Below are 26,802 nucleotides of genomic sequence, written 5' to 3'. Positions count from 1 at the left end.
CGGCTCCCTGTTGTGGAAGCCGTTATAGTGCCGCAGATTAAGGATCGGTCAACCGATCCTTAACTGATCGGCATTACGCATAGAGCGGGGCATTCATCTTACCTGTGCCGCTGGGCTTAGTCACGTACCCAGCCCCGGCGAATAGGGAATGCAAAACAGAGGCGATAGAGGTGCTGCAACGTGCGCTGCAGGGCGTGGCCAAAACAGTTCCACAATATTTGCGCGCTCAGGCAGCCGCACAGGGCCACCATCAGTCCACCCAGCATATCCAGCGGCCAGTGGACGCCGACGTAGACCCGCGACCAGGCAATCGCCAGCGCGATAACCATCAGCACGGCGCCGGACCAGGCCCGGTGCCAGGCAATAAAGGCCACGGCAAAGGTAAAAATGGCCGTCCCGTGATCGCTCGGGAACGAATAATCCGCAGAATGGGCGAGGAAGTTATAGCCAACGTGGTCAACAAAGGGGCGATTATGCGGAAACAGGTGGCCCAGTAACAGAGAGAGGCTCAGACTGATGGCCATCGCCATGGTGACTTTAATTACCAGCTGTCGCTGAGCGTTTACCTGGTGGCGCGGCCCCCATAACCAGAGACCGGCGGCAAGCAGCGGGACGATGGCTATCACGTCGTTGGCGATAAACCGCGCGGCGCTGATAAGCCAGACGGGTGAGTTAGGGGTGGCGTTAATCCACCAGAACAGCGTGTAATTCAGACTCTCTAACATATCGTTGACAACGCTTAGCACACGGGCAGTAAGTTCAAGGAAGGGCTAACATTAAAAGCATGATTACGCAGGGTAAAGTGCTTTTACGTTCCTGACGTCGGGTTTAAGAATTTTTACGTCAGAAAATTCATTTTCCAGCAACATTACGCCGTGACGCTTAAGAGAACCTTAAGCAGTAAAAAAATGCTTTCTGCGCCATCCCCGACATAATTTGCTGTCAGGATGCGGAGGCTTTGATTACACTCTGCGCGATTTTTTACGTTAAAGAGATTGCATGCAAAATCATTCTATTTCTGGCAAACGTCTGGGTCGCCAGGCGCTGTTATTCCCCTTCTGTCTGGTTCTGTACGAGTTCTCCACCTATATCGCCAACGATATGATCCAGCCAGGTATGCTGGCGGTGGTGGAACAATATCAGGCGGGCATTGAATGGGTTCCTACCTCGATGACCGCATATCTGGCGGGAGGGATGTTTTTACAGTGGCTTTTAGGGCCGCTGTCGGACCGTATTGGCCGCCGTCCGGTAATGCTTGCGGGGGTGGTGTGGTTTATTGTGACCTGTCTTGCCACACTGCTGGCGCAGAACATTGAGCAGTTCACCTTCCTGCGCTTCCTGCAAGGGATCAGCCTGTGCTTTATTGGCGCGGTGGGCTATGCGGCAATACAGGAGTCTTTTGAAGAGGCGGTCTGTATAAAGATTACCGCCCTGATGGCGAACGTGGCGCTGATTGCGCCGTTGCTTGGCCCGCTGGTGGGTGCCGCCTGGGTGCATGCTGCGCCCTGGGAAGGGATGTTTGTCCTCTTTGCCGTCCTGGCCGCTATTGCCTTCTTTGGCCTGCAACGGGCGATGCCTGAGACCGCCACCCGCCTTGGCGAACCGCTCTCCATCAAAGCGCTGTGGCACGACTATGCGCTGGTTTTAAAGAATCTGCGCTTTGTGGCCGGGGCGCTGGCAACTGGCTTTGTGAGCCTGCCGTTGCTGGCATGGATTGCCCAGTCGCCCATCATCATTATTAGCGGTGAGCAACTGAGCAGCTATGAGTACGGTTTGTTGCAGGTGCCGATCTTTGGCGCGCTGATTGCCGGTAACCTGGTGCTGGCGAAGCTGACCTCCCGGCGTACCGTTCGTTCGTTGATTATCCTCGGCGGCTGGCCCATTGTGGCCGGGCTGATTGTGGCGGCGATTGCGACGGTGGCATCGTCCCACGCTTATTTGTGGATGACGGCAGGCCTGAGTATTTATGCCTTTGGTATTGGGCTGGCGAATGCCGGACTGGTGCGTCTGACCTTATTCGCCAGCGAAGTGAGCAAAGGTGCCGTCTCGGCAGCTATGGGAATGTTGCAGATGCTGATCTTCACCGTTGGGATAGAGGTCAGTAAACATGCCTGGCTGGGCGGCGGTAACGGCCTGTTCAGCCTGTTTAACCTGCTCAATGGCCTGCTGTGGCTGGGGTTAATGGTGATTTTCCTGCGCGATAAAAGCGTGGGCAATTCGCGCGAAGGGTAAGTGTGTTGCGAGTGTGGCACCTGGCTATGCCACACGCGCGCGATCGTTATTCAGTGGCTGACTGCAACGGCGTTGCCGGTTTGGCCACGGCTCTGGCCACCAGGGCGGCGATCAGCACCAGGCCAAGCACCACCAGCATGGCGCTGCGCAATCCGTAGTGTTCCCCCAGGAAACCGAGCAGCGGCGGCCCTACAAGGAAGGCCAGATAGCCGGTGGTAGCAACCACGCTGACCCGGGTCGGAGTATCCGGCCCGGTATCGCTGGCGGCAGAGATGGTCAGCGGGAAGCCCAGCGAGGCACCCAGTCCCCAGAGAATAACCGACACCCCGGCAACCCAGCCGCTGTCAACAAAAATAATCAGTCCGATGCCAATAGCGCCCATCAAGGCGCTGGCCCGGACCACCGTCACACGGCTGTAGCGATCGATAAACCAGCCGCCAGTAAAGCGCCCGATGGTCATCCCCAGCGTAAAGCCAGCGTAAATCAGCGAGCCGGAAGTGGGGTTGAATCCGTGCCCGTCCACCATCAGCAGCGGCAGCCAGTCGTTGGCGGAGCCTTCGGCAAAGGCCATCGCCAGCACCACCACGCCAATCAACAGCAACTGGGTGTCCCGCCAGAAGGGCAGCCCCTCTTTATTACGCGCTTTGTCTTCCGGCGTGTCTTTGCCCGTACCTTCGGGGATCGCTGAAATCGCGATGACAATCGGCACAATGGCGACGATGGCCGCCAGCAGAATGTGCAGGGTCGCCGGTGTGCCAAAGGCGGTCAGGCTCATGCCAATCCCGGCCCCGACAAGGGTGCCAAGACTGTAAAAGCCGTGCATCATCGGCAGGACGGTTTTATTCATCTCCCGCTCGACCACCGCGCCTTCGATATTAATTGCCACTTCACCGGCACCCATACTGCCGCCAAAGAAGGCCAGCCCGACAGCAAACAGCAGCGGCGAAGCCAGCCACAGCGCCTGGCTCAGAATAATCATTCCCGCAACGGCGATTGCCATACTGGCGCGGATGATTTTGCGGGTACCGAAGCGTTTAACCAGCCATCCTGAAGAGAGGATCCCGCTCATTGATCCCACCGACAGCCCAAACAGTACGACCCCCATTTCCGCTGTGGAAACGGATAAGATGTCGCGGATTGCCGGAGTGCGGGTAGCCCAGGAGGCCATCAGTAAACCCGGGATAAAGAAGAAGGTAAACAGTGCCCAGAGCCGGTGTTTCAGGGCCTTACGCGGAGAGATGACTGCCATTACGTCGCATCCTGCAATGAAAAGTGAGGACAACACTAGCAAGAGTGTGTACATTTGTACATAACTGATTGAGAGGATTTATGAGCAGACGACCCAACGACCCGCAGCGGCGCGAAAGAATCATTGATGCGACGCTTGAAACCATTGCGGAGCATGGGATCCAGGCTGTGACCCACCGTAAAATCGCCAGTTGCGCCGATGTGCCGCTCGGCTCAATGACCTATTACTTCTCCGGTATCGATGCGCTGCTTGATGAAGCCTTTACCCGCTTTACTCAGCAGATGTCGGTGCAGTACCGCGCCTTTTTCGATGAGGTACAGAGCCTTTCCGATGCCTGCGACGCGGTGACTGACCTGATTTTCAGCGCCCAGGTCACCACGCCGCACAATATGGAACTGATGTACCAGCTGTATGCCTTTATGAGTAAAAAGCCGACCTTTAAGAGCGTCATGCAAAACTGGATGCGCACCAGTCAGACCACGCTGGAGCAGTGGTTCGATCCGGTCACCGCCCGCGCTCTGGATGCCTTTATCGAAGGGATGACGTTGCACTTTGTCACGGACAGAGAGCCGCTAAGCCGCGAAGATTTGCGGGCGATGGTCGGGCGAATTGCTGGCGAGTGAGGGCCTGAATATGCAGGCGTTCCTGTTGCTGGAGGCATAGTTTATTTATTATTCAACAGGGAAAGGTCATCGTAACGATTTAAGAAAAGATTAATAATAACCACCGCAGGGTCTTAATTATGGCAGATAATTGTCTCTGTAGTGGTGTTGTTAATTGCCACATTATTTTAACTTAACGCAAATGCATCATCTAAATAGCTTGCTCTTTGAGCGCTGTTTACATCGATGTATCAATAATGGCCAGGCCTGCCGCCTCCGGGATACACCGGCTGTTGACAAAACCATTAAAAATAGTAGCTTTGCAATTAGGATTTCGCCGATTAATATTTTGCGCGCAATCAGAATTGCCTCTTGCTAACCTTTTAATAGTGCACGACCAAAATGATAAGAATGACGCATTCTGTTGAACAATTGGTTAGCTTCACAGAATATCTTTTTTCTCGCCCGTATTATCGCCACCTCTCTGTTCATAACACTTTCTGCTATGCCGACATCTCTTCGCGCCCATTCCTCGTTGGCCTGCGTACTCAGGACGACGTTTGCCACACCGATATGCTGCCCCCAGAGGAGTCATCCTCGCTAGCGATTACGCCGCACAACATCATAAACAGACCTGGAATTGCGTTTCTGGCTCGACTGTTACTGCCACACCTGAAGGGATTTTTTGGGATTAATATCTATGGCTACGCTGTTTTCCATTGAGTTTTTACTGAGTTTTTGGATTTTTTTCATTGTTTACTGGCTGCTTGCCCCCTGGTTTAAGCTGCAAAACGTGATGCTGTTGCTGGCGGGATACTTTTTTGTCTGGTTGAGCGGAATAAACGCGCTGGTGGTCCTGTTATCCTGGAGCCTGCTGGTCTGGGGACTGGTTTGTTTCGCCGATAAATCAAACAGAAAAAAAACTGCGGTGCTGGCGCTGTCTGTTCTGGTGGTTATATTTTTTGCCGTATTTAAATATTACGCCTCCATCAATGAGTGGCTGCAATTTAACCTTGAAGCGCTCGGTATTCATCTCTCATTACCCGTAATGACGATGCTGCTGCCGCTGGGGATGTCATTTTATCTGTTTAACTCTATAAGCCTGGTGATGAGTGTCATTGATGGGAAGCTGAAAAGGCCTGATGTCCTCAGTACATTCTTATACGTCAATTTTATCCCAACATTGATTGCCGGGCCGGTGAATAATGCCAGTGAGCTGGTGCCGCAAATTAGCGCCAAAAGACCAGGGATCCTGGAGTTTAAACGGGCGCTGCTGTTGATTGCGCTGGCGCTGGTGAAGCTCTTTTTGCTCAGTTCATGGCTCAATGACAGCTTTGTCACGGGCGTATTCGAACTGCCGGAAGGGCAAACCGCCGCCAGAACCCTGATTGCCATTTATGGCTGGGCGTGGAATATCTATTTTAACTTCTCCGGCTATAGCGATTTAGTCACCGGGCTGGCGTTGCTGCTTGGCTTCCGTATCGCACGCAACTTCTCGCATCCTTATCAGGCCGCAAACCTTAAGCTGTTCTGGCGAAACTGGCATATGAGCCTGTCCAGTTTCATCCTCAGATATATCTATATTCCGTTAGGCGGTAGCCGGGGCTCTTTTTCGCGTACCCAAATCAATCTGATGCTGGCGATGATTATTTCCGGCGTCTGGCATGGCGCAGGGTTTAATTTCCTCATCTGGGGCGCGCTGCACGGTGCGGGGCTGGTTATCTACAATCTGTGGGAAAAACGCTCGCCCGCGCTGCAAAAAATAGTCCTGCCGGATCTGCTGGCGCGTCTCATCACCTTTCATTTTGTCTGCTTTGCGTGGATATTTTTCCGTGCCGGAAATCTTCAGGATGCGTGCAGTCTCATTCTGAATATGGTTCAGGGCGATCTCGCTTCTGTCACCATGGAAGATTTAACGATAATCGCCATGTTTACCGTACTCTTTATCTGCTACCCATGGATTGTTGAATTGCGTAATCAGCTGGCGACGTTCCTGCTGAACATCAAATGGTATGCGATCCCACTGGTTATTATCCCCGTGCTGGCGGTGGCCTTTTTCTTTGCTCCGTCAGGGGTGCCTGGATTCATTTATGCAAATTTCTGATTACGCTGACATTATCAACAAGACGCTCAAATCTTCATTGATCATTTTTACCAGTATGCTGGGCCTGATATGGCTTAATCAGCAGTCGTTGAATCAGTACTGGGCGCTGCATTTTCACCGGGAAAGTCCCTGGGCCTCCGTTGCTTCCCCGGTCTGGTTGACCGGCGCAAAAATCATGTCTGCGGCGGAGGTGGCAAAAGGGGCTTTTATCGCACAACTCACCGGCAGCGCGCAGATGCCCACCTCTGCCACTCTTGTTACCCCGGCGGATCTGTTGGTTTCCGCTGATGTGGCGACGGATACGCCCGTTAACGAACAGCAACTGAGCAAATGGATCTCCACCCGTCGGCCATCTTTTATCTACGAGCCGCAGGCAAAGAGCGGATTCGAGGTGGCCAGTCATTTATATGATGAAGAGGGCAAAGCGCTCCTGCCTTCGGGGCGCAAGGTGCTGATGGTTGGCGATTCCATGATGGAAGGTGTGGCCCCCAGAGTGCTTAAAATGCTGCATGATGATTACCAGGCCTCCGGCATCGACCTGAGTAAACGCAGTACCGGCCTTGCTTATCCTGGCTTCTTTGACTGGCCAACTACCGTTAAAAAGGCGCTGGCGGGTAATGCAGACATCGGTCTTATTGCCGTGTTCCTCGGGCCGAACGATCCCTGGGATATGCCGGTCAAAAACAGCAGCACCTACCTCAGATTTGGTAGTGAACCCTGGAATGACGAATACCGCAGTCGTATCCGCCAAATCCTTGAGCTGGGTAAGCAGTACAATATCCCGGTGATTTGGGTATTGCCGCCAAATATGCAGAAGGTCAAGTTAAACAAGGGAATGGCAATTCTCAATACGCTGTATGAATCGGAAGTGAAACAGGTCGGCGGGGTGGTTATCAGCGTCAACACGCTGTTTGGCTATCAGGCAGACCTCTATGCGCCTTCCGCGATGATTAATGGCAAGCTTAAGAGCGTCAGAGCCGGCGACGGTATACACTATACCCCGGCCGGTGCTCAGCTCATTGCCAGCAAGATTGTTGAGCAAATTCACTTTGTACCACCGGCAAGTGAGGAGCTTCATGAAAAATAAACGTCTGCTATTTTCCACCACCGTCATTCTGCTGATTTCTGCGTTGACGCTCATCTCCTGTACAGATACGACGGATCGGGTAAAAAAAGCCTCCGTGCCGCCTCAGGAATCACACGGGTTATGGACGGATAATGGCGATCCGGGGCTGGCTGTGTTAGCTGAAAAACTGCGCAACAGCAACACCCGGCGTACACATATTCTGGTTTTGGGGGATTCGCATACCGCCGCTGATTTTCTTTCCGGCCAGCTTCGGCAGGCATTTCAGGAAAAATACGGCAATGGCGGTATTGGCTTTGTCAGCCCGATGGCCGTCCCCGGAAATCGCTATAACAACGTAGGTTTTAGCAAAACAAAAAACTGGAAGCTGGAGAACAGTCGTCGGCTGAGCAACCCCGGCTTTACCTTAGGCGGCAATATTGCCACGCCGCTTGCCGGGAGCAGCGATATTCAGGTTAATGCCCGCGATGGCGAGGCGCAAATTCAGGCTCAGGTGCTGTATCGCTCCCAGGGCGCAACGACTCTGCAACTCCAGCAACAGCCGCTGGCGCTCGGGGATACCCAGGGACGCTGGGCGCTGTCCGAACCGGCGCAGGTTCCTTCTTCATTTTCCCTGTCACTTGCGGGCGGCAGCGGGACGCAGCTTGCCGGGCTATGGCTGACATCGTTACAGCCCCATGGGGTTATTGTCAGCGCGCTGGGCACCAATGGCGCGCAGATCTCTATTCTCGACAAATGGCAGGATAACTGGGGCGCAGTACTGAATAAGCTGGCACCGGATCTGGTGATCCTCGCCTACGGCACCAACGAAGCCTTTAACACGGATATTGATCTGGCGGAGTATCAGCAAAACCTGACCCGACAGATCAGAACCATACGTCAGATGCAGCCTTCAGCGGCTATCCTGCTGGTTGGTCCTGGCAGCAGCGTGATGAATAAAAAAGGCGCCGATTGCAGTCAGCGGGAATCCCCCGTGCTGCAGTCGATTATTCGTATCCAGAAGCAGGTTGCGCAAAACGAACATACGCTCTTTTGGGACTGGTACGCCTGGATGGGCGGCAGTTGCAGTATTGAACGTCTGGCAAGCCAGGGCAAAGCCCGCCCGGACCTTATTCACCTGACTGCTGAAGGCTACCAGGCGACAGCCAATGCGCTGTGGCAGGATCTGATGAGTGCCGTGAATGCCCGCTAGTCTGCGGGCTCTGAAAGCCTTCAGCGACTGAAGGTGAGATGTCTCTAAAAACAAAAAAACCATTTATGTAAATGGGTTGGCGAAAACAATGACTTACCTGATAATCAATAAGTTAGGTTAGTGGTAAGGAGTGGCGATTACGGGGCAATGACAACCGCTGCCGCCACTGTTATCGAAAGATATTACTTTAATCGCCAAGGGACTTTATCTTCCACTTGCTCAATTATGCCATCAGCTTCTAGTTCGCGTAGCAGGGCAACTACCCAGTACTGTTGCTGTGTACTGAGTGCTTTTGGATAATCGCCCCAATCCAGACCACAATGGCGAAACACTTCGGCTTGTTTTACGCCCTTACCATTTTTGTTTCCGTCTGGATGTTTTTGAAGGGCTGAAATCGCTAATTCTTTTGCCTTTGAACGAAGTTCAAGTCCTTGCTGTAGCAGGTCCTTCATAGCCGGGAATCTCGTGAAGTAAGAAAGAAACAGGATACCCTTCCACTTGTATAGGTGCACCTCACTTGCTCCAGAATATTCGTAACGAAGATTAACCAATTAGCATCCGTGCCGGATAACAATGCAGTCCCTCAAAGCATGCAACTTTATGTGCTAACTGCTGCAGCGGTTTCTATAGAGCACATGACCACACCCCGTCGAACACAAATCCTTGAGCGGCGTATCAAGTGGTAATTTTGCCGATCCCCCCACTATGCCGTGGACGTGCAGCTGTTGGACGCGGACGGTAATCCCGACAAAACAACCCCGATTTATTCCGCCGTGCGCTACCGGTTCCTATGGCTGGAAATGATTCAGGCATGTTTCAGTTTCCGCCAGACGGAACGCTGGTTGAAATCGGGTTTACAGGTGGGCACCCGGATAAGCCGTTTGTGCGTCAGACGATGGCCGAAGGGACGAGCCTGCCGGACGTAAAGCCGGGTGAACAGCTGCAACACTAGCGTGAGGGTGTATCGCAGCGCGTCAAACAGGCCGGAGACTGGGAGAGGCAGACGGATCAGGCCATTAGTGAAACCTCGATGTCCCGCACGGTGACCGCTGACAGCGGGTGTTATTCAGCAGGTCACAACGGGCGATTACGCAATGGCCGCTGGCGCAGCCTCACCCCAACAAAATAAAGACGCCGCAGACAAAAACGGCGCTACACCGCACCCGTCTGCGGTTTTTGGATCGGGTAAATTTTTCTGTTTTATTTTTCTACAAACCAGACCGCCAGGGCGCGCCAGTGCTGGCGGCTTGCGCGAGTTCGCCAACTGAAAAGATTGAAAAGAATTTCAGTATTTTTCAGTTTTAAGGATCAAGAAAGGATCAAGTGAGAATTGTAACTCATAGATATAAAAGGATATTTTTAATTTTACGTGAGTTCGTAACGATCAAAAAGGTCGGAAACCTGCCGTCAGAGAAATACATGATAGCCAGAGCTGGTGCGGTTTATAAGGCAATGTCCTAATCTGGGGAAACTGAAAAATGCTAACTGGAAAATCAATTATCTGTTGATTATTCTTTGCTCTGTAACTTGTTAACTCATAGGGATTGTATGGATATTTCGCAGGTAGCTAATGGTATTGCCGATAGCTTATCCAGCTTGCCCAAGGGATTTGGTCTGGGCGTGGTCAGAACATGGGAAGGTGCAGGGATTGGCAATCGCAAGGATAAATACCGCAACGAAGAAGAGAACGAACGCTTTTTCAGAATGATAAAGGGGATGGGGAATCCTGAAACGCCCCTAAGAAGGCTTATCACTATAATTATTAATGATTTTTATCAAAAGCTGGGCGCTAAGGGAAAAGAGGCCATTAATAATAAGTTGCTTTATGGCGGTGGTGCAGTAGCCGGAAAAGTGGGCGGACAGATAGCGATTGCTCAAACGGCTGCTGCGATCATCATTCGTAAGGTGATTGTCGAAAAGGCATACCAGCATTTTATCAGGTTCGCGTCCTCTGCCAGTCTCAACGTTATTATGATTCAGGGCTTGATCGAAGAAGCGGCCAGGGCATCCCGCAGGATGAGGGAGGAGTACCCGATTGTTTATATGGCCGTTCAGCGCGAAAACCTCGATATGATTTATTTTTTAATTGAAAAAGAGATGGAACCATACCTCATGTTTATTAAGGGGCATCCTTTAACTTGCAAGGGGGTAGAGGATGAACTCTGTAAAATCATTTCTGGTTAAAATGACCTCACACGCACTTGAAGGAACCATTACGTTTCTATCAGTGCTTTTTGCAATAGGTTCACTTTACTGGTTTGAAAGCGGATGGCTTAAGATTGCCGGGATGGTGGGGGCGCTGATTGCCGGTTATGTGATTACATATTGGGTTGCCCGGATGAGGGATTAGCGTTGAGCATGTCCATTCTCAATCGTGGGTGGACGCAAAGTGGGCATGGACAAAGAAAAAGGGGCTACGCTTTCACGTAACCCCTTGTTTTATTTGGTTGACTGGCGGGAGTTGAACCCGCGTCCGAAATTCCTACAGATTCGATATCTGTTAGTTTGATAGCATCGGCAGCTTGGATTAGCTTAAGAGCATCTTCTGTGGAGACACCGCTTAAGTTAATAATCTTTCTGTTTGCGGCAACCTCGATCCTTATACTGGCTTTTCTTTGTAACATGTTCAAAACCTTTAACACCTGAGGGGCGTATTTTTGTCCGCGTTCAAAAATTATACTCAGATAATCTTTAATGCTCGTACTTGTCGAAAAGCACTGAACTCTTTTTGCTTCGAGACCAACTCTTGAGCACCCATCAATAAAAAATTGTTTAATCTCTTCCGGTACGTAGAAAGCTATTGAAGAGTACCTGGATTGTTTTTGAGATGACACAATAATTTTCCCTTAGGTAAACAGCACAAAAAGCTGTCGCCACTTTGTCGCCAATGGCTTGGCTGGGTGGTTGTAAGTTATTGTTTTCAAGGTGGTAATATAGCAGGCAACAAAAAACCCATCAACCTTGAACCAAAATGGCGGGGTTGATGGGCTCCACAAATTGGGGACATCAAAGAAAAGCAGTGGCAATAGTTATGACTGACGCTAAAAAGAAAAGTTCTCTGTCTGTTTAAAATAATTTCAGCTTGAGACTTATCCGAGTATCGGCCAGATCATGATGATCAGCGTCCCCGCCAGCGTCAGCAGCACGTTGGCAATCGCATAGGTACCTGCGTATCCCAGCGCCGGAATGTTACTGCGCGAAGTGTCGCTAATAATCTCCATCGCAGGCGCACAGGTACGGGCTCCCATCAGGGCGCCAAACAGCAGCGCGCGGTTCATCTTCAGCACCCAGGCGCCAAACAGGAAACAGATCATCACCGGGACCAGGCTCACAATCAGGCCCGCAACCAGCATCTGGCCGCCAACTTCCCCCAGTCCGTTGCCAATGCCGCTGCCCGCGCTCAGGCCCACGCCTGCCATAAACACCATCAGGCCGAACTCTTTCACCATATTGAGCGCACCCTGCGGGATATAGCCGAAGGTCGGGTGGTTAGCACGCAGGAAGCCGAGCATGATCCCGGCAAACAGCAGGCCTGCCGCGTTACCAATCCCAAAACTGAACGAGCTGAACTGGAAGGTGATCATGCCGATCATCAGGCCGACAATAAAGAAGGCGCAGAAGGCCAGCAGGTCGGTCACCTGGCTGTGAATGGAGATAAAGCCAATGCGATCGGCAATGGTCTTCACGCGCTTTGCTTCGCCGCTGACCTGCAGGACGTCACCTTTATTGAGCACGATATTGTCGTCTATCGGCATCTCAATCTGGCTGCGGATCACGCGGTTGAGGAAGCAGCCGTGGTCGGTCAGCTTCAGCTGTGCCAGGCGGCGGTTAACCACGTTGTGGTTTTTCACCACTATCTCTTCAGTGACGATACGCATATCGAGCAGGTCACGGTCGAACACTTCTTTGCCGTTACGGAAGCTGGGATCGAGGCGGGCGTGCGCGTCCGGGTAGCCCACCAGTGAGATCTCATCCCCCACCTGCAATACGGCATCACCGTCCGGGTTTGCCAGAATACCGTTACGACGGATACGTTCGATGTAACACCCGGTCTGGCGGTAAATTCCCAGTTCACGCAGGTTTTTGCCATCCGCCCAGGCGACCAGTTCCGGCCCCACGCGGTAGGCGCGGATAACCGGCAGATAGACTTTGCGGTTGGTATCGGTGTCGAGGCCACGCTCGCGGGCGATTTGCTGGGCGCTGGTCTGCAGATCCTGATGTTGCAGCTTCGGCATATAACGTGCGGCGACAATCAGGCTCACCAGGCCAATCAGATAGGTCAGGGCATAGCCAAGGCTAAGGTGGTCAAGGGCCACCGAGAGCTGACTGCTGTCCATCCCCGAATGACGCAGCGTGTCTCCTGCGCCAACCAGTACCGGGGTCGAGGTCATTGATCCGGCCAGCATACCCGCCGTCAGGCCAATATCCCAGCCGAAGACTTTACCCAGTCCAAGGGCAATCAGCAGTGCGCTGCCGACTAATACCAGCGCCAGCATCAGGTAATTTTTGCCATCACGGAAAAAAATGGAAAAAAAGTTAGGTCCTGCTTCCACGCCGACACAAAAAATAAACAGCATAAAGCCCAGGTTCAGGGCATCGGTGTTTATGCTGAAATGTTGCTGACCTAATAATAACGAAACGACTAAAACGCCAATGGAATTACCGAGTTGTACAGATCCCAGGCGTAATTTACCCAGACAGAGCCCGAGTGCCAGGACGACAAATAATAACAGTATGTAATTCCCGTTTAACAAATCTGCGACGTTTATATTCACGGAGGCTAACTTCTTTTTTACTTGTAAGCTATTGAAAGAAATGGTTATTTGGGCTACTGTTTTGGCTATTAACGCGCATCTGAAATGTACAAAAAAGACAGCGTATTTTCAGCAAAACAATAACTGGCCGCTAGTTTAATCGTATTGAATTGCAACGGCTAGTGAGAATCGTCTGTTCACACAGGCCAGTGGCTATTTAGCAAGGATTGCGGGCAGCTTTATCTGACCGGGCGTTCTTATGAACGAATAAAGCGTTCGATAGAGAAAAAAAACCAGGAGGATGGTGTGAGGTATAAGCGAAGTTTAGCGGGCATTCTTTGCTGCTTTATACTTTTTATTGCTGTTTGCCTGTCGCTGGCGACAAATATGGATGGCGCATTGCGGGCGTCAGGGCATCCTGAACTGGGGCTGCTTTTGTTTATCCTGCCGGGCGTCGTGGCGGGGATGTTTGCGCGCCGACACAATGTGATGTCGTCGCTGTTTGGGGCGATCCTTGCAGCACCGCTCTGTTTCGTGCTGATGCAACTCTTTTTCACGCCAGTGCGCTCGTTCTGGCAGGAGCTGGCCTGGCTTTTCAGCGGGCTGTTTCTATGCTCGCTCGGGGCGCTGTGCTATCTGCTGGTAAGCCGCATTATCTCCGGGCGGCTGCGCTAGTTTCTGCCGCGCGGCAGCGAGCGGCATCAGGCAAACCAGCCAAAATGTTTGCGGACGTATTTATCAAATTCCGTCGCACTGCCAATGTGTTTTTGATCAACAAAGATTTGCGGCACGGTGTCGATAGGTTTCCCCGCGGCTTCTTCTAATGCGGCACGGCTGACGCCATCGGCGTGGATATCCACATAGCGCCATTCAAAGGCCTGCTGTTTTTTACTCAGCCTCTCGGCGACTTCTTTGACCCGTGCGCATTGCGGGCAGCCTGCGCGGCCAAAAATAACCACGTACATAATTTCTCCTTAACCCGAGGGTGACTGTGGCTATGATGAACCCTCACGGCTCTGGGGCAAAACAGTTTATGCCTGTTGTGTTGATTCCCGTGGCCTTTCAGCGCAAGTTCCGGATAATTAACCTGGCAGACTTCCCCTATAATTGAGGCTTTGCTTCTTTCAGGAAAACAGCCATGACGCCAACAATTGAACTGCTGCGCCATCACCGCTCCATTCGCCATTTCACCGCTGAGCCCATTAACGCTGAGCAACGCGCAGCCATTATCGCCGGGGCGCAGTCCACCTCCAGCTCCAGTTTTTTACAGTGCAGCTCCATTATTCGTATTACCGATCCCGCGCTGCGCGAACAGCTGGTCACGCTGACCGGCGGGCAACAACATGTGGGGCAGGCGGCAGAGTTTTGGGTGTTCTGCGCCGATTTTAATCGCCATTTACAGATTTGCCCCGAGGCGCAACTGGGACTTGCTGAACAACTGCTGTTGGGCGTGGTTGATACCGCAATGATGGCGCAAAATGCCCTGACTGCCGCGGAGTCGCTGGGATTAGGCGGCGTCTATATCGGTGGACTGCGCAATAACATTGAGGCGGTCACAACGTTACTGGCTCTGCCAAAACACGTATTGCCGCTGTTTGGGCTGTGTCTTGGCTGGCCGGCGGATAACCCGGATGTGAAACCGCGTCTGCCTGCTTCGCTGGTGGTGCATGAAAATAGCTATCAGCCAGTGGATGCGCAGGTACTGGCGCAGTACGACGAAGAATTAGCCGCCTATTATCTGTCGCGCGGGAGTAATAATCGCCGTGACACCTGGAGCGACCATATCCGTCGCACCATCATTAAAGAGAATCGCCCCTTTATTCTCGATTATTTGCATAAACAGGGATGGGCGGTGCGTTAATTCCCATGCATCCTGCACCTTGCTGCGTGTATGATACGCGGGTTTTGCAAGGCCAAAATCAGAGAGGTGCAGGATGAAGATCGCCATATTGTCCCGGGACGGAACGCTCTACTCGTGCAAACGCCTGCGGGAAGCCGCCAGTTCGCGTGGTCATCAGGTTGAAATACTGGACCCGCTCTCCTGCTATATGAGTATCGATCCTGCGGCGTCGGCAGTGCATTACAAAGGCCGTCAGCTTCCTCATTTTGACGCGGTTATTCCGCGTATCGGTTCTGCCATAACCTATTACGGTACCGCCGCGTTGCGTCAGTTCGAGATGCTCGGCAGCTATCCGCTCAATGAATCTGTAGCTATCACCCGTGCACGGGACAAACTGCGCTCGCTTCAGTTGCTGGCGCGTCAGGGTATTGCGCTGCCGGTGACCGGTATTGCCCACTCTCCTGATGACACAAGCGATCTTATCGCCATGGTCGGCGGCGCGCCGCTGGTGGTTAAGCTGGTGGAAGGGACTCAGGGCATTGGGGTGGTGCTGGCAGAAACGCGTCAGGCGGCAGAGAGCGTTATCGATGCTTTTCGTGGCCTCAATGCCCATATTCTGGTGCAGGAATATATCGAAGAAGCGAAGGGGCGGGATATTCGTTGTCTGGTGGTTGGCGACGAAGTGGTGGCCGCCATCGAACGCCAGGCGAAAGAAGGCGATTTCCGCTCTAATTTGCACCGTGGCGGCGTGGCCACTGTGGCGACGATTACCCCGCGCGAGCGTGAACTGGCGCTGGCGGCGGTGAAAACCCTTGGACTGGACGTGGCTGGGGTGGATATTTTGCGCGCGCATCGCGCGCATCGCGGGCCGCTGGTGATGGAAGTCAACGCCTCGCCTGGGCTGGAAGGGATTGAAAAAACAACGGGTATCGATATTGCGGGCAAAATGATCGCCTGGATTGAACGTCACGCGACCCCGGGTTTTTGCCTCAAAACCGGCGGTTAGCCGATTATCTCGGTCTGCGCAATGGTACACGCACGGTTTTTTGCGTAAGCTAGGGCATTATTTTTCTTAGTCAGAGGTCGTTTCGCGCTATGGATTCACTTGTCGTCCCTGGTCTGGACACCCTACGTCAATGGCTCGACGAAGTGGGTATTAGTTTCTTTGAATGTGATACCTGCCAGGCGTTGCACCTGCCGCATATGCAGAATTTCGACGGCGTGTTTGACGCCAAAATCGACCTTATCAACGATGTCGTGCTCTTTACCGCGATGGCTGAAGTTAAACCCTCTGCGCTGCTGGCGCTGGCCGCCGATCTTTCGGCCATCAATGCCAGCTCTTTGACGGTGAAAGCATTTATCGATATTCAGGATGATAATCTACCAAAACTGGTCGTTTGCCAGACTTTATCCGTTAATGCCGGGGTGACGATTGAACAGTTCGCCTGGTTTATGCAGCAAAGCGAAGAGCAAATTTCCATGGTGATCCTTGAAGCTCGCGCGCATCAGCTGCTGTATGTCCCTGAAGAGGAAGAGTCATCCGCTGGTGAGGAATCACGCAATTTTCTTCACTAAGGCCCGCTAATTAAGGCGCAGTCGCTGCCAGTGCGGCTGCATAACTAATATTTTTATTCTGCATTTCACCTTTATCTCCAGCGTTTTTCACCGCCATTCCTGCCACTTCGGCTTATCACATAGACAGAATCTGCATAAAAAATTGATAAAAGGCGTTTTTTAATCTGCCCTATAGCCTCGAACCCTGGCTACAGTTATTCTTGCGGTGCTTTCAATAGCATGCAGCGTCGACCGAAAGAATTTTCATCTTCGGCCAGTGCAGACTGACAAAATATGCATGAATCTTGCATATCTTAAAATGCGTACACTTACTTCGTATGGTAACGGACTTTCCAGAAGGAATGAGATATGACCGCCTTGAGCAAAAAATGGTTATCAGGTCTTGTTGCGGGTGCATTGATGGCCGTCTCTGCCAGCACGCTCGCCGCAGAGCAAAAGACGCTGCATGTTTACAACTGGTCTGACTATATTGCGCCGGATACGGTGGCCAATTTTGAGAAAGAGACCGGCATTAAAGTCGTTTACGACGTGTTTGACTCTAATGAAGTGCTGGAAGGCAAACTGATGGCCGGCAGTACCGGTTTTGATTTGGTGGTGCCTTCTGCAAGCTTCCTCGAACGTCAGCTGACCGCCGGTGTCTTCCAGCCGCTGGATAAGAGCAAGCTGCCGAACTGGAAAAACATGGATCCGGACGTCCTGAAAATGGTCGCCAAACACGATCCGGATAACAAATACGCCGTGCCTTATCTGTGGGCCACCACGGGTATTGGCTACAACGTCGATAAAGTCAAAGCCGCGCTCGGTGATGTCCCCGTCGACAGCTGGGATCTGGTGCTGAAACCGGAAAACCTCGAAAAACTGAAAAGCTGCGGCGTCTCCTTCCTCGATGCCCCGGAAGAGATTTTCGCCACGGTGCTGAACTACCTCGGCAAAGATCCTAACAGCAGCAAAGCGGACGATTACTCCGTTGCCGCTACCGATCTGTTGCTGAAACTGCGTCCGAATATTCGCTACTTCCACTCCTCGCAGTACATCAACGATCTTGCCAATGGCGATATCTGTGTGGCGATTGGCTGGGCGGGCGACGTATGGCAGGCGGCTAACCGCGCGAAAGAAGCGAAAAACGGCGTGAATGTTAACTACATCATTCCGAAAGAGGGCGCACTGGCGTTCTTCGACGTCTTCGCGATGCCGACTGACGCGAAAAACAAAGACGAAGCCTATCAGTTCCTCAATTATCTGATGCGTCCGGATGTTATTGCCCACGTCAGCGACCATGTTTTCTATGCTAACGGCAACAAGGCTTCCATTCCGCTTATCAGCGCTGAAGTGCGTAACAACCCGGCTATTTATCCGCCTGCGGATGTGTTCGCCAAACTGTTCACCCTGAAAGTGCAGGATCCTAAAATTGACCGCGCCAGAACCCGTGCGTGGACAAAAGTAAAAAGCGGCAAATAAATCAATCACCTGAACAGTGATTGTATTGCACCAGGGCGGTGCAGTTGCCCCAAAAATGGACAGAGGTCACCGACCTCTGTCCAGTCATTTGTAATCAACCGATTGATACTGGTTGAGGTTTTTTTGCCGGAGAGCACCTGAGTGAATGACGCTATCCCCCGCCCACAGGCGAAAACCCGTAAGGATTTAACGCCCCTGCTGGAAATCCGCAATCTGACCAAGTCGTTCGATGGTCAGCACGCCGTTGATGATGTCAGTCTGACAATTTATAAAGGCGAAATTTTCGCACTGCTGGGGCCATCTGGCTGCGGCAAGTCGACGCTGCTGCGTATGCTGGCAGGTTTTGAGCAACTGACCACCGGGCAAATTATGCTCGATGGCGTTGATATGACCCATGTGCCGCCGTATCTGCGTCCAATCAATATGATGTTCCAGTCGTATGCGCTTTTCCCCCATATGACCGTTGAGCAGAATATTGCCTTTGGCCTCAAGCAGGACAAGTTACCGAAAGCTGAAATTACCGCTCGCGTGGCTGAAATGCTCAGCCTGGTGCATATGCAGGAGTATGCGAAGCGTAAGCCGCACCAGCTATCCGGCGGCCAGCGTCAGCGTGTGGCATTGGCCCGTAGCCTGGCAAAACGGCCAAAACTGTTGCTGCTCGATGAGCCGATGGGCGCGCTGGACAAAAAGCTGCGTGACCGTATGCAACTGGAAGTGGTGGATATCCTGGAGCGCGTGGGGGTGACCTGCGTGATGGTGACCCACGACCAGGAAGAGGCGATGACCATGGCCGGGCGTATTGCCATTATGAACCGTGGAAAATTCGTCCAGATTGGCGAGCCGGAAGAAATTTACGAACACCCGACGACCCGCTACAGCGCCGAATTTATTGGTTCGGTTAACATCTTTGAAGGTCTGCTGAAAGAGCGCCAGGATGATGGTCTGGTGATTGATTCTCCGGGGCTTGTGCATCCGCTGAAAGTGGATGTCGATGCGTCGGTGGTGGATAACGTGCCGGTCTATGTGGCGCTGCGTCCGGAAAAAATCATGCTGTGTGAAGATCCGCCTGCCGATGGCTTTAACTTTGCGGTGGGTGAGGTGGTGCATATCGCTTATCTGGGTGACCTGTCTATCTATCATGTCCGTCTGCAAAGCGGGCAGATGCTAAGTGCTCAATTGCAGAACGCTTATCGCTATCGTAAAGGCATGCCGACCTGGGGTGACGAAGTGCGCCTGTGTTGGGAAGCGGACAGCTGTGTGGTCCTGACGGTTTAAGGAGCGGTAATGAGTACACTTGAACCCCCATCCCGCGTGGAACAGCCCGGCGGTTTTACCTTGTGGCTGGCACGTTTGCAGATGAAACATGGGCGCAAGCTGGTTATTGCGCTGCCCTATGTATGGCTGATCCTGCTGTTTTTGCTGCCGTTTCTGATTGTCTTCAAAATCAGTCTTGCGGAAATGGCCCGTGCGATCCCTCCTTATACCGACCTGGTAGAGTGGGCCGATAACCAACTGACCATTTCGCTTAACATCAATAACTTCCTGCAACTGACCGACGATCCGCTCTATTTTGAAGCCTATCTTCAGTCTTTGCAGGTTGCCGGGGTCTCAACGATTTGCTGCCTTCTGCTGGGATATCCGCTGGCATGGGCGGTGGCGCACAGTAAGCCCTCGACGCGCAATATCCTGTTATTGCTGGTTATTCTGCCGTCATGGACTTCGTTCCTGATCCGTGTGTATGCCTGGATGGGCATTTTGAAAAGCAATGGCGTGCTGAATAACTTCCTGATCTGGACCGGGATTATCGACGAGCCGCTGGCTATTCTGCACACCAACCTGGCGGTCTATATCGGTATCGTGTATGCCTATCTGCCCTTTATGGTGTTGCCGATTTATACCGCGCTGACGCGTATTGATTACTCGCTGGTTGAGGCCTCCCTCGATTTGGGCGCGCGTCCGTTGAAGACGTTTTTCAGCGTGATCGTGCCCCTGACCAAAGGCGGCATTATCGCCGGTTCAATGCTGGTCTTTATCCCGGCGGTGGGCGAGTTTGTGATCCCTGAACTGCTTGGCGGGCCGGACAGCATTATGATCGGTCGCGTACTGTGGCAGGAGTTCTTTAATAACCGTGACTGGCCGGTGGCGTCGGCGGTTGCCATCATCATGTTGCTGCTGCTGATTGCGCCTATTATGTGGTTCCATAAACATCAGCAAAAACAGATGGGAGATAACGCATGAACAATTTGCCGGTCGTGCGCTCTCCGTGGCGTATCCTGATTCTGGTACTCGGGTTTACCTTCCTGTATGCCCCAATGCTGATGCTGGTCATTTATTCGTTTAACAGCTCCAGGCTGGTTACTGTCTGGGCGGGCTGGTCAACGCGCTGGTACGGCGAGCTGTTCCGTGATGATGCGATGATGAGCGCCGTGGGCTTAAGCCTGACGATTGCTGCCTGCGCGGCAACCATGGCGGTGATCCTCGGAACGATCGCCGCCGTGGTGATGGTGCGCTTTGGACGCTTTCGCGGCTCAAACGGTTTTGCTTTTATGATAACCGCCCCACTGGTTATGCCGGATGTCATCACCGGGCTCTCCCTGCTGCTGCTGTTTGTTGCTCTGGCGCATGCCATTGGCTGGCCTGCCGATCGCGGTATGCTCACCATCTGGCTGGCCCATGTGACGTTCTGTACGGCCTATGTGGCAGTGGTCATCTCGTCGCGCCTGCGCGAGCTGGACCGCTCCATTGAAGAGGCGGCGATGGATCTGGGGGCAACGCCGCTGAAGGTGTTTTTCATCATCACCGTGCCGATGCTGATGCCAGCGATTATTTCCGGCTGGCTGCTGGCGTTTACCCTTTCGCTGGACGATCTGGTGATCGCCAGCTTTGTCTCAGGCCCTGGGGCAACCACGCTGCCGATGCTGGTCTTCTCCAGCGTGCGTATGGGGGTTAACCCGGAAATCAACGCCCTGGCGTCCTTGATCCTCGGTGTGGTGGGGATTGTGGGTTTAATCGCCTGGTATCTGATGGCCCGTGCGGAAAAGCAACGTATCAGAGATATCCAGCGTGCAAGACGAGGCTAATGCCTCTAGAATCTTAGCTGTTGTGTCGCAGATGCCGCGCCAGTCGCGGCATCTTTTCACAGGGATACTACCGATTGGGATTCTTTACTAAAGCACGCCACACCCATGCCCGCCCGAATGTTCCGGCGTTAGTCCAGGTCGCGGCCATCGCCATTATCACCATCCGCTGTGTCGATTTTCTGATGCTCTTTTTGACGCTCGGTCCGCAGGGGCTGGTGGATTTTGTGCAGCGCAGTGCGCAAACCTGGGCCCTGACCCTGATTTTCTTTGGCAGTCTGGTGCTGGTGTTTATCCAGATAATGTGCGCATTTTCGCTGGTCAAAGGCAGAAACTGGGCGCGCTGGCTCTATCTCGCCGCCCAGATTATCTCGGGCGGATATATGTGGGCGGCATCGCTGGGCTACGGCTACCCGGAGTTGTTCAGCATTGCCGGTGAGTCGAAGCGTGAGATCTTTCGGGCGCTGATGATGCAAAAATTGCCCGATCTGCTGGCGCTGTTTTTACTCTTTGTTCCTGCGATCAGCCGACGGTTTTTCCGACTGCAATAACGGTGGTACAATCCTGCCCCCGCAAAACAGAAGGCTTTATTATGCAGTGCGCACTTTATGACACCGGACGCTGTCGTTCATGCCAGTGGATTGAACTACCGGTCTCAGAGCAATTGACCGCCAAAATGAGCGATCTTCGCAGCTTGCTGGAGGGATTGCCGGTGGCCGAGTGGTGCGCGCCTGTCAGTGGCCCGGAAGCGGGGTTTCGCAACAAGGCAAAAATGGTGGTCAGCGGCAGCGTTGAGAAACCGCTGCTGGGGATGCTCCATCGCGATGGCACGCCGGAAGATTTGACCGGCTGCCCGCTCTATCCTCCCTCTTTTGCGCCGGTGTTTAGCGCCCTCAATCCCTTTATCGCCCGTGCCGGATTAACGCCCTACAACGTGGAGCGCAAACGTGGCGAGCTGAAGTATCTGCTGCTGACGGAGAGCCAGCACACGGGTGAAATGATGCTGCGCTTTGTTCTGCGCTCCGAAGCCAAACTTGCCCAGTTGCGTACCGCCTTACCCTGGCTGCAGGCGCAGGTGCCGCAGCTGAAGGTTATCTCTGCCAATATTCAGCCAGTACATATGGCGATTATGGAGGGGGAGACGGAAATTTTCCTGACCGAACAGCAGGCGCTGGCGGAACGTTTTAACCAGGTGCCTTTGTGGATCCGCCCGCAAAGCTTTTTCCAGACCAACCCTAAGGTTGCCAGCGACCTGTATGCGACGGCCCGGGACTGGGTAAGGGCGCTGCCGGTCGCGCATATGTGGGATCTTTTTTGTGGCGTGGGCGGTTTTGGCCTGCATTGCGCCACGCCGCAGATGAGACTGACGGGGATTGAAATTGCCCCGGAGGCCATTGCCAGCGCCAGCCAGTCGGCTGCTGAGCTGGGTTTAACCCGTCTGCATTTTCAGGCGCTTGACTCCACTGCATTTGCTACCGATCAGGGCGAAATCCCGGATCTGGTGCTGGTCAATCCCCCGCGCCGCGGCATTGGTAAAGCCCTATGCGACTATCTGAGCCAGATGGCGCCGCCGTTTATTGTCTACTCCAGCTGTAATGCGCAGACGATGGCGAAGGATTTCCGACAATTGCCGGGCTACCGCATTGCCCGCGTTCAGCTCTTTGATATGTTCCCCCATACCGCTCATTACGAAGTACTGACCCTGCTGGAGCGCTGTCCGCGCTGAGACAACGCAAAAGATAAATTATTTGTGATAACTTCCGCCCCCGTTATTCGCTAATCTGGTTAATAAACCCTGACCGGAACTGAGAATGGATAGCGCGAAGAAAATACTGCTGGTCGAAGACGACAGAGATATTGCTGAGCTGTTGCAGCTCAACCTGCGGGATGAAGGCTTTCTGATTGTCCATGAGGATGATGGTGCGAAGGCGCTTCTGCAGCTGGAAAACACTGACTGGGATGCCGTTATCCTTGACCTGATGTTGCCCAACGTCGACGGACTGGAAATCTGCCGTCGTATCCGCCAGATGACGCGCTATCTGCCGGTTATCATCATCAGTGCCAGGAGTAGCGAAACGGAGCGTATTCTCGGCCTTGAAATGGGGGCCGATGATTATCTGGCGAAACCCTTCTCGGTGCTTGAGCTGGTGGCGCGGGTGAAAGCGCTGTTTCGTCGCCAGCAGGCAATGGGGCGGGATATCCGCCTGGATATGGGCAATATTGCCTGCCATTCCCTCACTATCGATCCTTTGGCGCGTGAAGTGCGTCTGCGCGGGGAGCTGGTGGATCTGACGCCGCGTGAGTTTGACCTGCTCTACTGGTTTGCCCGCCATCCGGGCGAAGTCTTTTCCCGACTCGATTTATTAGCCGGGGTGTGGGGCTATCAGCAAGAAGGTTACGAACATACCGTCAATACCCACATTAATCGCCTGCGTCTGAAAATTGAACAGGATGCCGCCGCACCGGAAATCATCCTCACGGTGTGGGGCAAAGGCTACAAGTTTGCCCTAAGCCAGGGCGAGGGGAGATGATGCGGCATTTAAGTCTGAGCCAACGCCTGACGCTGGTATTCTCGGCGCTGTTGCTGCTCTGCGCCGCCGCAGCCTGTACCCTCCAGCTTTACAGCAGCACCCGCTACGGTGATGCGATGGTGCAACGTCTTTCATCCGGGCTGGCCCAGCGCATTGCCAGCAGTGAGTCTTTACTCGATAAGCAGGGGCAGGTGAACCGCGGGACGCTGACATCGTTATTTGAACGGCTGATGACCCTCAACCCCAGCGTCGAGCTCTATATGGTTTCGCCGGATGGTCAGCTGCTGGCTGACGCGGCACCAGCAGGGCATATCAAGCGGGAGCGAATCAGTATCGCGCCATTGCAGGATTTTCTCGCCGGGGCCGCCTGGCCGGTCTACGGTGATGATCCCCGCAGTACTGACAAACAAAAAGTCTTTAGCGTCTCACCCATTCGCGTGGACGGGCAGCTACGCGGCTATCTCTATATTATTCTGCAGGGCGAGACGCTGGATGCGCTGGCCGAAACCGCCTGGCGGCAAGGGCTGTGGCAGGCACTACTCTGGTCGCTGCTGCTGGTGGCGGCGCTGGGGGGGCTGGCAGGCGTGATGGCATGGTGGTGGGTCACCCGTCCGGTAAAACTGCTGACCAAAGAAGTGAGCGCCCTTGAGCAGGAGAGCATGGTGACCATCAAACGGCTGGCTGCTCTGACCCAGGAGCCGGATGCGGGCAATGAGGTCGCGGTGCTGCAAAACGCCTTTATCGGGTTGTCGCGCAGGATAGACAGCCAGTGGGATCAACTGGCGGATAACGACCGCAAGCGGCGGGAGTTTGTGGCCAATATTTCCCATGATCTGCGCACGCCGCTGACTTCACTACTGGGTTACCTGGAAACCCTGTCGGTAAAAGCCGGGCATTTGACGCCTGAAGAGTCGAAACACTATCTGCAAATCGCGATGCGCCAGGGCAATAAGGTCCGCTATCTCTCGCAGCAGTTATTTGAGCTGGCAAGGCTGGAACATGGCGCAATTAAGCCGCAGCCGGAGCCATTTTCTATGGCGGAGCTGGTGCAGGATGTGGCGCAAAAATTCGATTTGATGGTGGAAACCCGGGCGATCCGCCTGCATCTGCAACTGCCGATAGATCTGCCGCAGGTATGGGCCGATCTTTCGATGATGGAACGGGTACTGACCAATTTGCTGGATAATGCGATTCGCCATACCCCGGAGGGCGGCAATATCACCCTGCGCGCCCGCAAGCAGGAAGGGCTACTTGTGATGGACGTTGAAGACAGCGGTGAAGGCGTGCCGGCGGCGCTGCGGGAAAATTTGTTTCAGCGTCCTTCAGCGCTGGAGAAACCCCGCACCGGTGAAGCGCGTGGTGGGCTGGGGCTGATGATCGTCAGCCGGATGCTGCAACTGCACGGCGGCGATATTCAGCTGGTGGATGCTCGCACGGGAGCCTGTTTCCGCTTCTCGCTGCCGTTTCAGCCAAAGTAAAAAAGCCGCATTACGCGGCTTCTTTTACATCAATATCCAGCTTACTGCGGGAACCACTGGTCGTTGATTTTCTGATACGTACCATCAGCTTTGATTGCTGCCAGCGCGGCGTTCAGTTTTTCCAGCAGGGCTTTGTTATCCGGGCGAACCGCGATGCCAAGGCCGGTGCCGAAGTACTGCGGATCTGTCACTTTTGGCGTTGCGCTACCCAGTTGTGGGTTGGTTTTTAGCCACTCATTGACCACCGCGGTGTCACCAAATACGCCATCAATACGGCCATTTTTCAGGTCAATAATCGCATTCTGGTAGCTGTCATAGGCCACGGTTTTTACTTCCGGGTGCTTATCCTGGAGGTATTTCTGGTGGGTGGTGCCATTTTCCATCCCGATACGTTTGCCTTTCAGATCGTCGAAGGATTTAAACGCATCTTTTTTGGCGATCACCAGCGCAGAGTTGGCGTAGTACGGATCGGTAAAGGAGACCTGTTTGCTACGTTCAGGTGTGATATCCATACCGGAGATCACCGCGTCATATTTCTTGAATTTCAGGGCCGGGATCAGGCTGTCAAAAGCATGGTTGGTGAAGGTACAGTCTGCCTGCATTTGTTTGCACAATGCGTTAGCCAGGTCGATGTCAAAACCGACAATTTTGTTGCTCGCATCCATGGACTCAAACGGTGGGTAGGTGGCGGATACACCGAAATTAATCTTGTCTGCGGCAGTTGCGCCTGCGGCGAAAGTGGTAAGCAGCGCGGCCAGAATCAGTTTTTTCATTGTGGAACTCCTGTCGTTCAATCTTATTGTTGTTGCCGTGTCTGAGGCATGGGGCTAACAATGCCAGTTAATGAATTTGTATGCAATATATTTGCTTAAGTATTTTTTGTTTGTGCAGGGCGATGAGTGTGGAGAATGTTTTTTTATCTATATAAGACAATAAGAATGGTCGGTATTAATCATACTTACACTCTCATTTTTGCTGCTAGAATAAGCGTTTTTTAAGCAAATCACTCAAGTGAATTAAGCCGATGACTTTTTTGCTGTGTCGCTCCTGAACGGGCAGCACGGCGATTGCCCCCGGCGTGTGCTGTTCCATAATCCGAATAGCATCGTCAATAAGCTGGTCCTCATAAACTGTCACAGGAGAGGTCGTCATGATGTTTGTGACCGGGTTTTGCAGGAACAAGTTGTTGTACATCACGTATCTTCTGATATCACCGTCGGTCAGAATCCCTTCCAGCAAACCCTGTGAGTTCACAACGATGGCGGTCCCGGAACGGTGCTGAGTCATCAGAAACAGTGCGTCGAGGATGATGCAGTCCTGCTGTATCAGACAGGCGCTTTCGCCCGTGCGCATGACTTTATTCACCGTAAGCAGGAGCTTCCTGCCCAGCGCACCGCCGGGGTGAAAAAAAGCGAAATTATCCCGGCTAAAATCTCTGAGTGTCATAAGTGCCATGGCCAGTGCATCGCCCAAAGCCAGGGTAACGGTGGTGCTGTTTGTCGGAGCAAGATTGAGCGGGCAGGACTCGGTTGCAACAGCAGAGGAAATAAAGGAAGGTGCGATTTAATCGGTGGGGTTCAGTGGAGTCCTTATCTGTATTAGCCTTACCTTAGCTGAGCTGTATGA

26 protein-coding genes and 1 pseudogene are annotated in these 26,802 nt (G+C 53.1%); 19 read left to right on the top strand and 8 right to left on the bottom strand.

What is annotated here, in order from left to right; genetic code table 11:
* Positions 1 to 116: 116 nt before the first annotated feature.
* Positions 117 to 725 carry an undecaprenyl-diphosphate phosphatase gene (gene ybjG, locus ACSZO4_RS14870; RefSeq protein WP_437889828.1) on the bottom strand — a complete coding sequence of 203 codons (609 nt, stop codon included), beginning with the start codon at positions 723 to 725 and terminating at the stop codon, positions 117 to 119.
* Positions 726 to 999: 274 nt separating this feature from the next.
* On the opposite strand from ybjG, the gene ACSZO4_RS14865 reads away from it, so the two are divergent.
* Positions 1,000 to 2,232, top strand: a complete 1,233-nt coding sequence (locus ACSZO4_RS14865) for an MFS transporter (protein WP_437889827.1) — start codon at positions 1,000 to 1,002, stop codon at positions 2,230 to 2,232.
* A gap of 46 nt (positions 2,233 to 2,278) precedes the next feature.
* Here the strand turns inward: ACSZO4_RS14865 and ACSZO4_RS14860 are convergent, their stop codons facing one another.
* On the bottom strand, positions 2,279 to 3,481 hold the full coding sequence (locus tag ACSZO4_RS14860) for an MFS transporter (protein ID WP_437889826.1): 1,203 nt from the start codon (positions 3,479 to 3,481) through the stop codon (positions 2,279 to 2,281).
* 80 nt (positions 3,482 to 3,561) lie between these two features.
* On the opposite strand from ACSZO4_RS14860, the gene ACSZO4_RS14855 reads away from it, so the two are divergent.
* The 4 genes from ACSZO4_RS14855 (at position 3,562) to ACSZO4_RS14840 (ending at position 8,463) form a co-directional block, all read left to right on the top strand.
* Positions 3,562 to 4,104: a TetR/AcrR family transcriptional regulator gene (locus ACSZO4_RS14855; RefSeq protein ID WP_437889825.1), complete on the top strand. Its 543-nt coding sequence runs from the start codon at positions 3,562 to 3,564 to the stop codon at positions 4,102 to 4,104.
* Between the two features lie 679 nt (positions 4,105 to 4,783).
* Positions 4,784 to 6,187, top strand: a complete 1,404-nt coding sequence (locus ACSZO4_RS14850) for an MBOAT family O-acyltransferase (RefSeq protein WP_437889824.1) — start codon at positions 4,784 to 4,786, stop codon at positions 6,185 to 6,187.
* Positions 6,174 to 7,274: an SGNH/GDSL hydrolase family protein gene (locus ACSZO4_RS14845; protein WP_437889823.1), complete on the top strand. Its 1,101-nt coding sequence runs from the start codon at positions 6,174 to 6,176 to the stop codon at positions 7,272 to 7,274. The genes ACSZO4_RS14850 and ACSZO4_RS14845 overlap by 14 nt, the downstream gene beginning before the upstream one ends.
* On the top strand, positions 7,264 to 8,463 hold the full coding sequence (locus ACSZO4_RS14840) for an SGNH/GDSL hydrolase family protein (protein WP_437889822.1): 1,200 nt from the start codon (positions 7,264 to 7,266) through the stop codon (positions 8,461 to 8,463). The genes ACSZO4_RS14845 and ACSZO4_RS14840 overlap by 11 nt, the downstream gene beginning before the upstream one ends.
* A 182-nt stretch (positions 8,464 to 8,645) precedes the next feature.
* Here ACSZO4_RS14840 and ACSZO4_RS14835 read toward each other — a convergent pair whose 3' ends face one another.
* On the bottom strand, positions 8,646 to 8,915 hold the full coding sequence (locus ACSZO4_RS14835; RefSeq protein ID WP_437889821.1) for a hypothetical protein: 270 nt from the start codon (positions 8,913 to 8,915) through the stop codon (positions 8,646 to 8,648).
* A gap of 220 nt (positions 8,916 to 9,135) precedes the next feature.
* Here ACSZO4_RS14835 and ACSZO4_RS14830 point away from each other — a divergent pair.
* Positions 9,136 to 9,592, top strand: a pseudogene (locus ACSZO4_RS14830) (hypothetical protein); the annotation flags it as partial.
* A 419-nt stretch (positions 9,593 to 10,011) separates the two neighbouring features.
* A complete protein-coding gene (locus ACSZO4_RS14825) occupies positions 10,012 to 10,647 on the top strand; it encodes a hypothetical protein (protein WP_437889820.1) in 636 nt (211 codons plus the stop codon).
* Between the two features lie 230 nt (positions 10,648 to 10,877).
* On the opposite strand, the gene ACSZO4_RS14820 is transcribed toward ACSZO4_RS14825, so the two are convergent.
* Complete coding sequence (locus ACSZO4_RS14820) at positions 10,878 to 11,297, bottom strand: hypothetical protein (protein ID WP_437889819.1); 420 nt, start codon at positions 11,295 to 11,297, stop codon at positions 10,878 to 10,880.
* Between the two features lie 255 nt (positions 11,298 to 11,552).
* On the bottom strand, positions 11,553 to 13,238 hold the full coding sequence (locus tag ACSZO4_RS14815; protein ID WP_437889818.1) for an aspartate:alanine antiporter: 1,686 nt from the start codon (positions 13,236 to 13,238) through the stop codon (positions 11,553 to 11,555).
* A gap of 285 nt (positions 13,239 to 13,523) precedes the next feature.
* Between ACSZO4_RS14815 and ybjM the strand changes: the two genes are divergently transcribed.
* Positions 13,524 to 13,892 carry an inner membrane protein YbjM gene (ybjM, locus tag ACSZO4_RS14810; RefSeq protein WP_437889817.1) on the top strand — a complete coding sequence of 123 codons (369 nt, stop codon included), beginning with the start codon at positions 13,524 to 13,526 and terminating at the stop codon, positions 13,890 to 13,892.
* Between the two features lie 26 nt (positions 13,893 to 13,918).
* On the opposite strand, the gene ACSZO4_RS14805 is transcribed toward ybjM, so the two are convergent.
* Positions 13,919 to 14,182: a GrxA family glutaredoxin gene (locus tag ACSZO4_RS14805; RefSeq protein WP_437889816.1), complete on the bottom strand. Its 264-nt coding sequence runs from the start codon at positions 14,180 to 14,182 to the stop codon at positions 13,919 to 13,921.
* A 173-nt stretch (positions 14,183 to 14,355) separates the two neighbouring features.
* Between ACSZO4_RS14805 and nfsA the strand changes: the two genes are divergently transcribed.
* From nfsA to ACSZO4_RS14750, 11 genes are all read left to right on the top strand, one after another.
* Positions 14,356 to 15,078, top strand: coding sequence for a nitroreductase NfsA (gene nfsA / locus ACSZO4_RS14800; protein WP_437889815.1), 723 nt, complete (start codon positions 14,356 to 14,358; stop codon positions 15,076 to 15,078).
* A 73-nt stretch (positions 15,079 to 15,151) separates the two neighbouring features.
* The gene (rimK, locus tag ACSZO4_RS14795; RefSeq protein WP_437889814.1) at positions 15,152 to 16,063 is read left to right on the top strand and encodes a 30S ribosomal protein S6--L-glutamate ligase; all 912 of its coding nucleotides are present in this window, start codon (positions 15,152 to 15,154) and stop codon (positions 16,061 to 16,063) included.
* An 89-nt stretch (positions 16,064 to 16,152) separates the two neighbouring features.
* Positions 16,153 to 16,632, top strand: a complete 480-nt coding sequence (locus ACSZO4_RS14790) for a YbjN domain-containing protein (RefSeq protein WP_437889813.1) — start codon at positions 16,153 to 16,155, stop codon at positions 16,630 to 16,632.
* Between the two features lie 348 nt (positions 16,633 to 16,980).
* Positions 16,981 to 18,090 carry a spermidine/putrescine ABC transporter substrate-binding protein PotF gene (gene potF, locus ACSZO4_RS14785; RefSeq protein WP_437889812.1) on the top strand — a complete coding sequence of 370 codons (1,110 nt, stop codon included), beginning with the start codon at positions 16,981 to 16,983 and terminating at the stop codon, positions 18,088 to 18,090.
* A 141-nt stretch (positions 18,091 to 18,231) separates the two neighbouring features.
* Positions 18,232 to 19,365 (top strand): putrescine ABC transporter ATP-binding subunit PotG, encoded by a 1,134-nt coding sequence (gene potG, locus ACSZO4_RS14780; RefSeq protein WP_437889811.1) that lies wholly within the window; start codon positions 18,232 to 18,234, stop codon positions 19,363 to 19,365.
* A 9-nt stretch (positions 19,366 to 19,374) separates the two neighbouring features.
* Complete coding sequence (potH, locus tag ACSZO4_RS14775; protein WP_437889810.1) at positions 19,375 to 20,328, top strand: putrescine ABC transporter permease PotH; 954 nt, start codon at positions 19,375 to 19,377, stop codon at positions 20,326 to 20,328.
* Positions 20,325 to 21,170 carry a putrescine ABC transporter permease PotI gene (potI, locus tag ACSZO4_RS14770; RefSeq protein ID WP_437889809.1) on the top strand — a complete coding sequence of 282 codons (846 nt, stop codon included), beginning with the start codon at positions 20,325 to 20,327 and terminating at the stop codon, positions 21,168 to 21,170. Before potH ends, potI begins: the two co-directional genes overlap by 4 nt.
* Before the next feature lie 74 nt (positions 21,171 to 21,244).
* Complete coding sequence (locus tag ACSZO4_RS14765; protein WP_437889808.1) at positions 21,245 to 21,718, top strand: YbjO family protein; 474 nt, start codon at positions 21,245 to 21,247, stop codon at positions 21,716 to 21,718.
* 41 nt (positions 21,719 to 21,759) lie between these two features.
* Entirely contained in the window at positions 21,760 to 22,893 is a 1,134-nt protein-coding gene (rlmC, locus tag ACSZO4_RS14760; protein WP_437889807.1) for a 23S rRNA (uracil(747)-C(5))-methyltransferase RlmC, read from the top strand.
* 85 nt (positions 22,894 to 22,978) lie between these two features.
* Positions 22,979 to 23,698, top strand: coding sequence for a response regulator (locus ACSZO4_RS14755; protein ID WP_437889806.1), 720 nt, complete (start codon positions 22,979 to 22,981; stop codon positions 23,696 to 23,698).
* Entirely contained in the window at positions 23,695 to 25,176 is a 1,482-nt protein-coding gene (locus tag ACSZO4_RS14750) for an ATP-binding protein (RefSeq protein ID WP_437889805.1), read from the top strand. Before ACSZO4_RS14755 ends, ACSZO4_RS14750 begins: the two co-directional genes overlap by 4 nt.
* A gap of 41 nt (positions 25,177 to 25,217) precedes the next feature.
* Here the strand turns inward: ACSZO4_RS14750 and artJ are convergent, their stop codons facing one another.
* Both artJ and ACSZO4_RS14740 read right to left on the bottom strand, forming a co-directional pair.
* Positions 25,218 to 25,949 carry an arginine ABC transporter substrate-binding protein ArtJ gene (gene artJ, locus ACSZO4_RS14745; RefSeq protein WP_437889804.1) on the bottom strand — a complete coding sequence of 244 codons (732 nt, stop codon included), beginning with the start codon at positions 25,947 to 25,949 and terminating at the stop codon, positions 25,218 to 25,220.
* 205 nt (positions 25,950 to 26,154) lie between these two features.
* A complete protein-coding gene (locus ACSZO4_RS14740) occupies positions 26,155 to 26,649 on the bottom strand; it encodes a CBS domain-containing protein (RefSeq protein WP_437889803.1) in 495 nt (164 codons plus the stop codon).
* Positions 26,650 to 26,802 lie beyond the last annotated feature (153 nt).

The organism is Phytobacter sp. V91, from assembly GCF_965644225.1.
Taxonomy (GTDB): Bacteria; Pseudomonadota; Gammaproteobacteria; order Enterobacterales; family Enterobacteriaceae; genus CBFFRJ01.
This window is presented reverse-complemented; position numbering and strand designations above follow the sequence as displayed.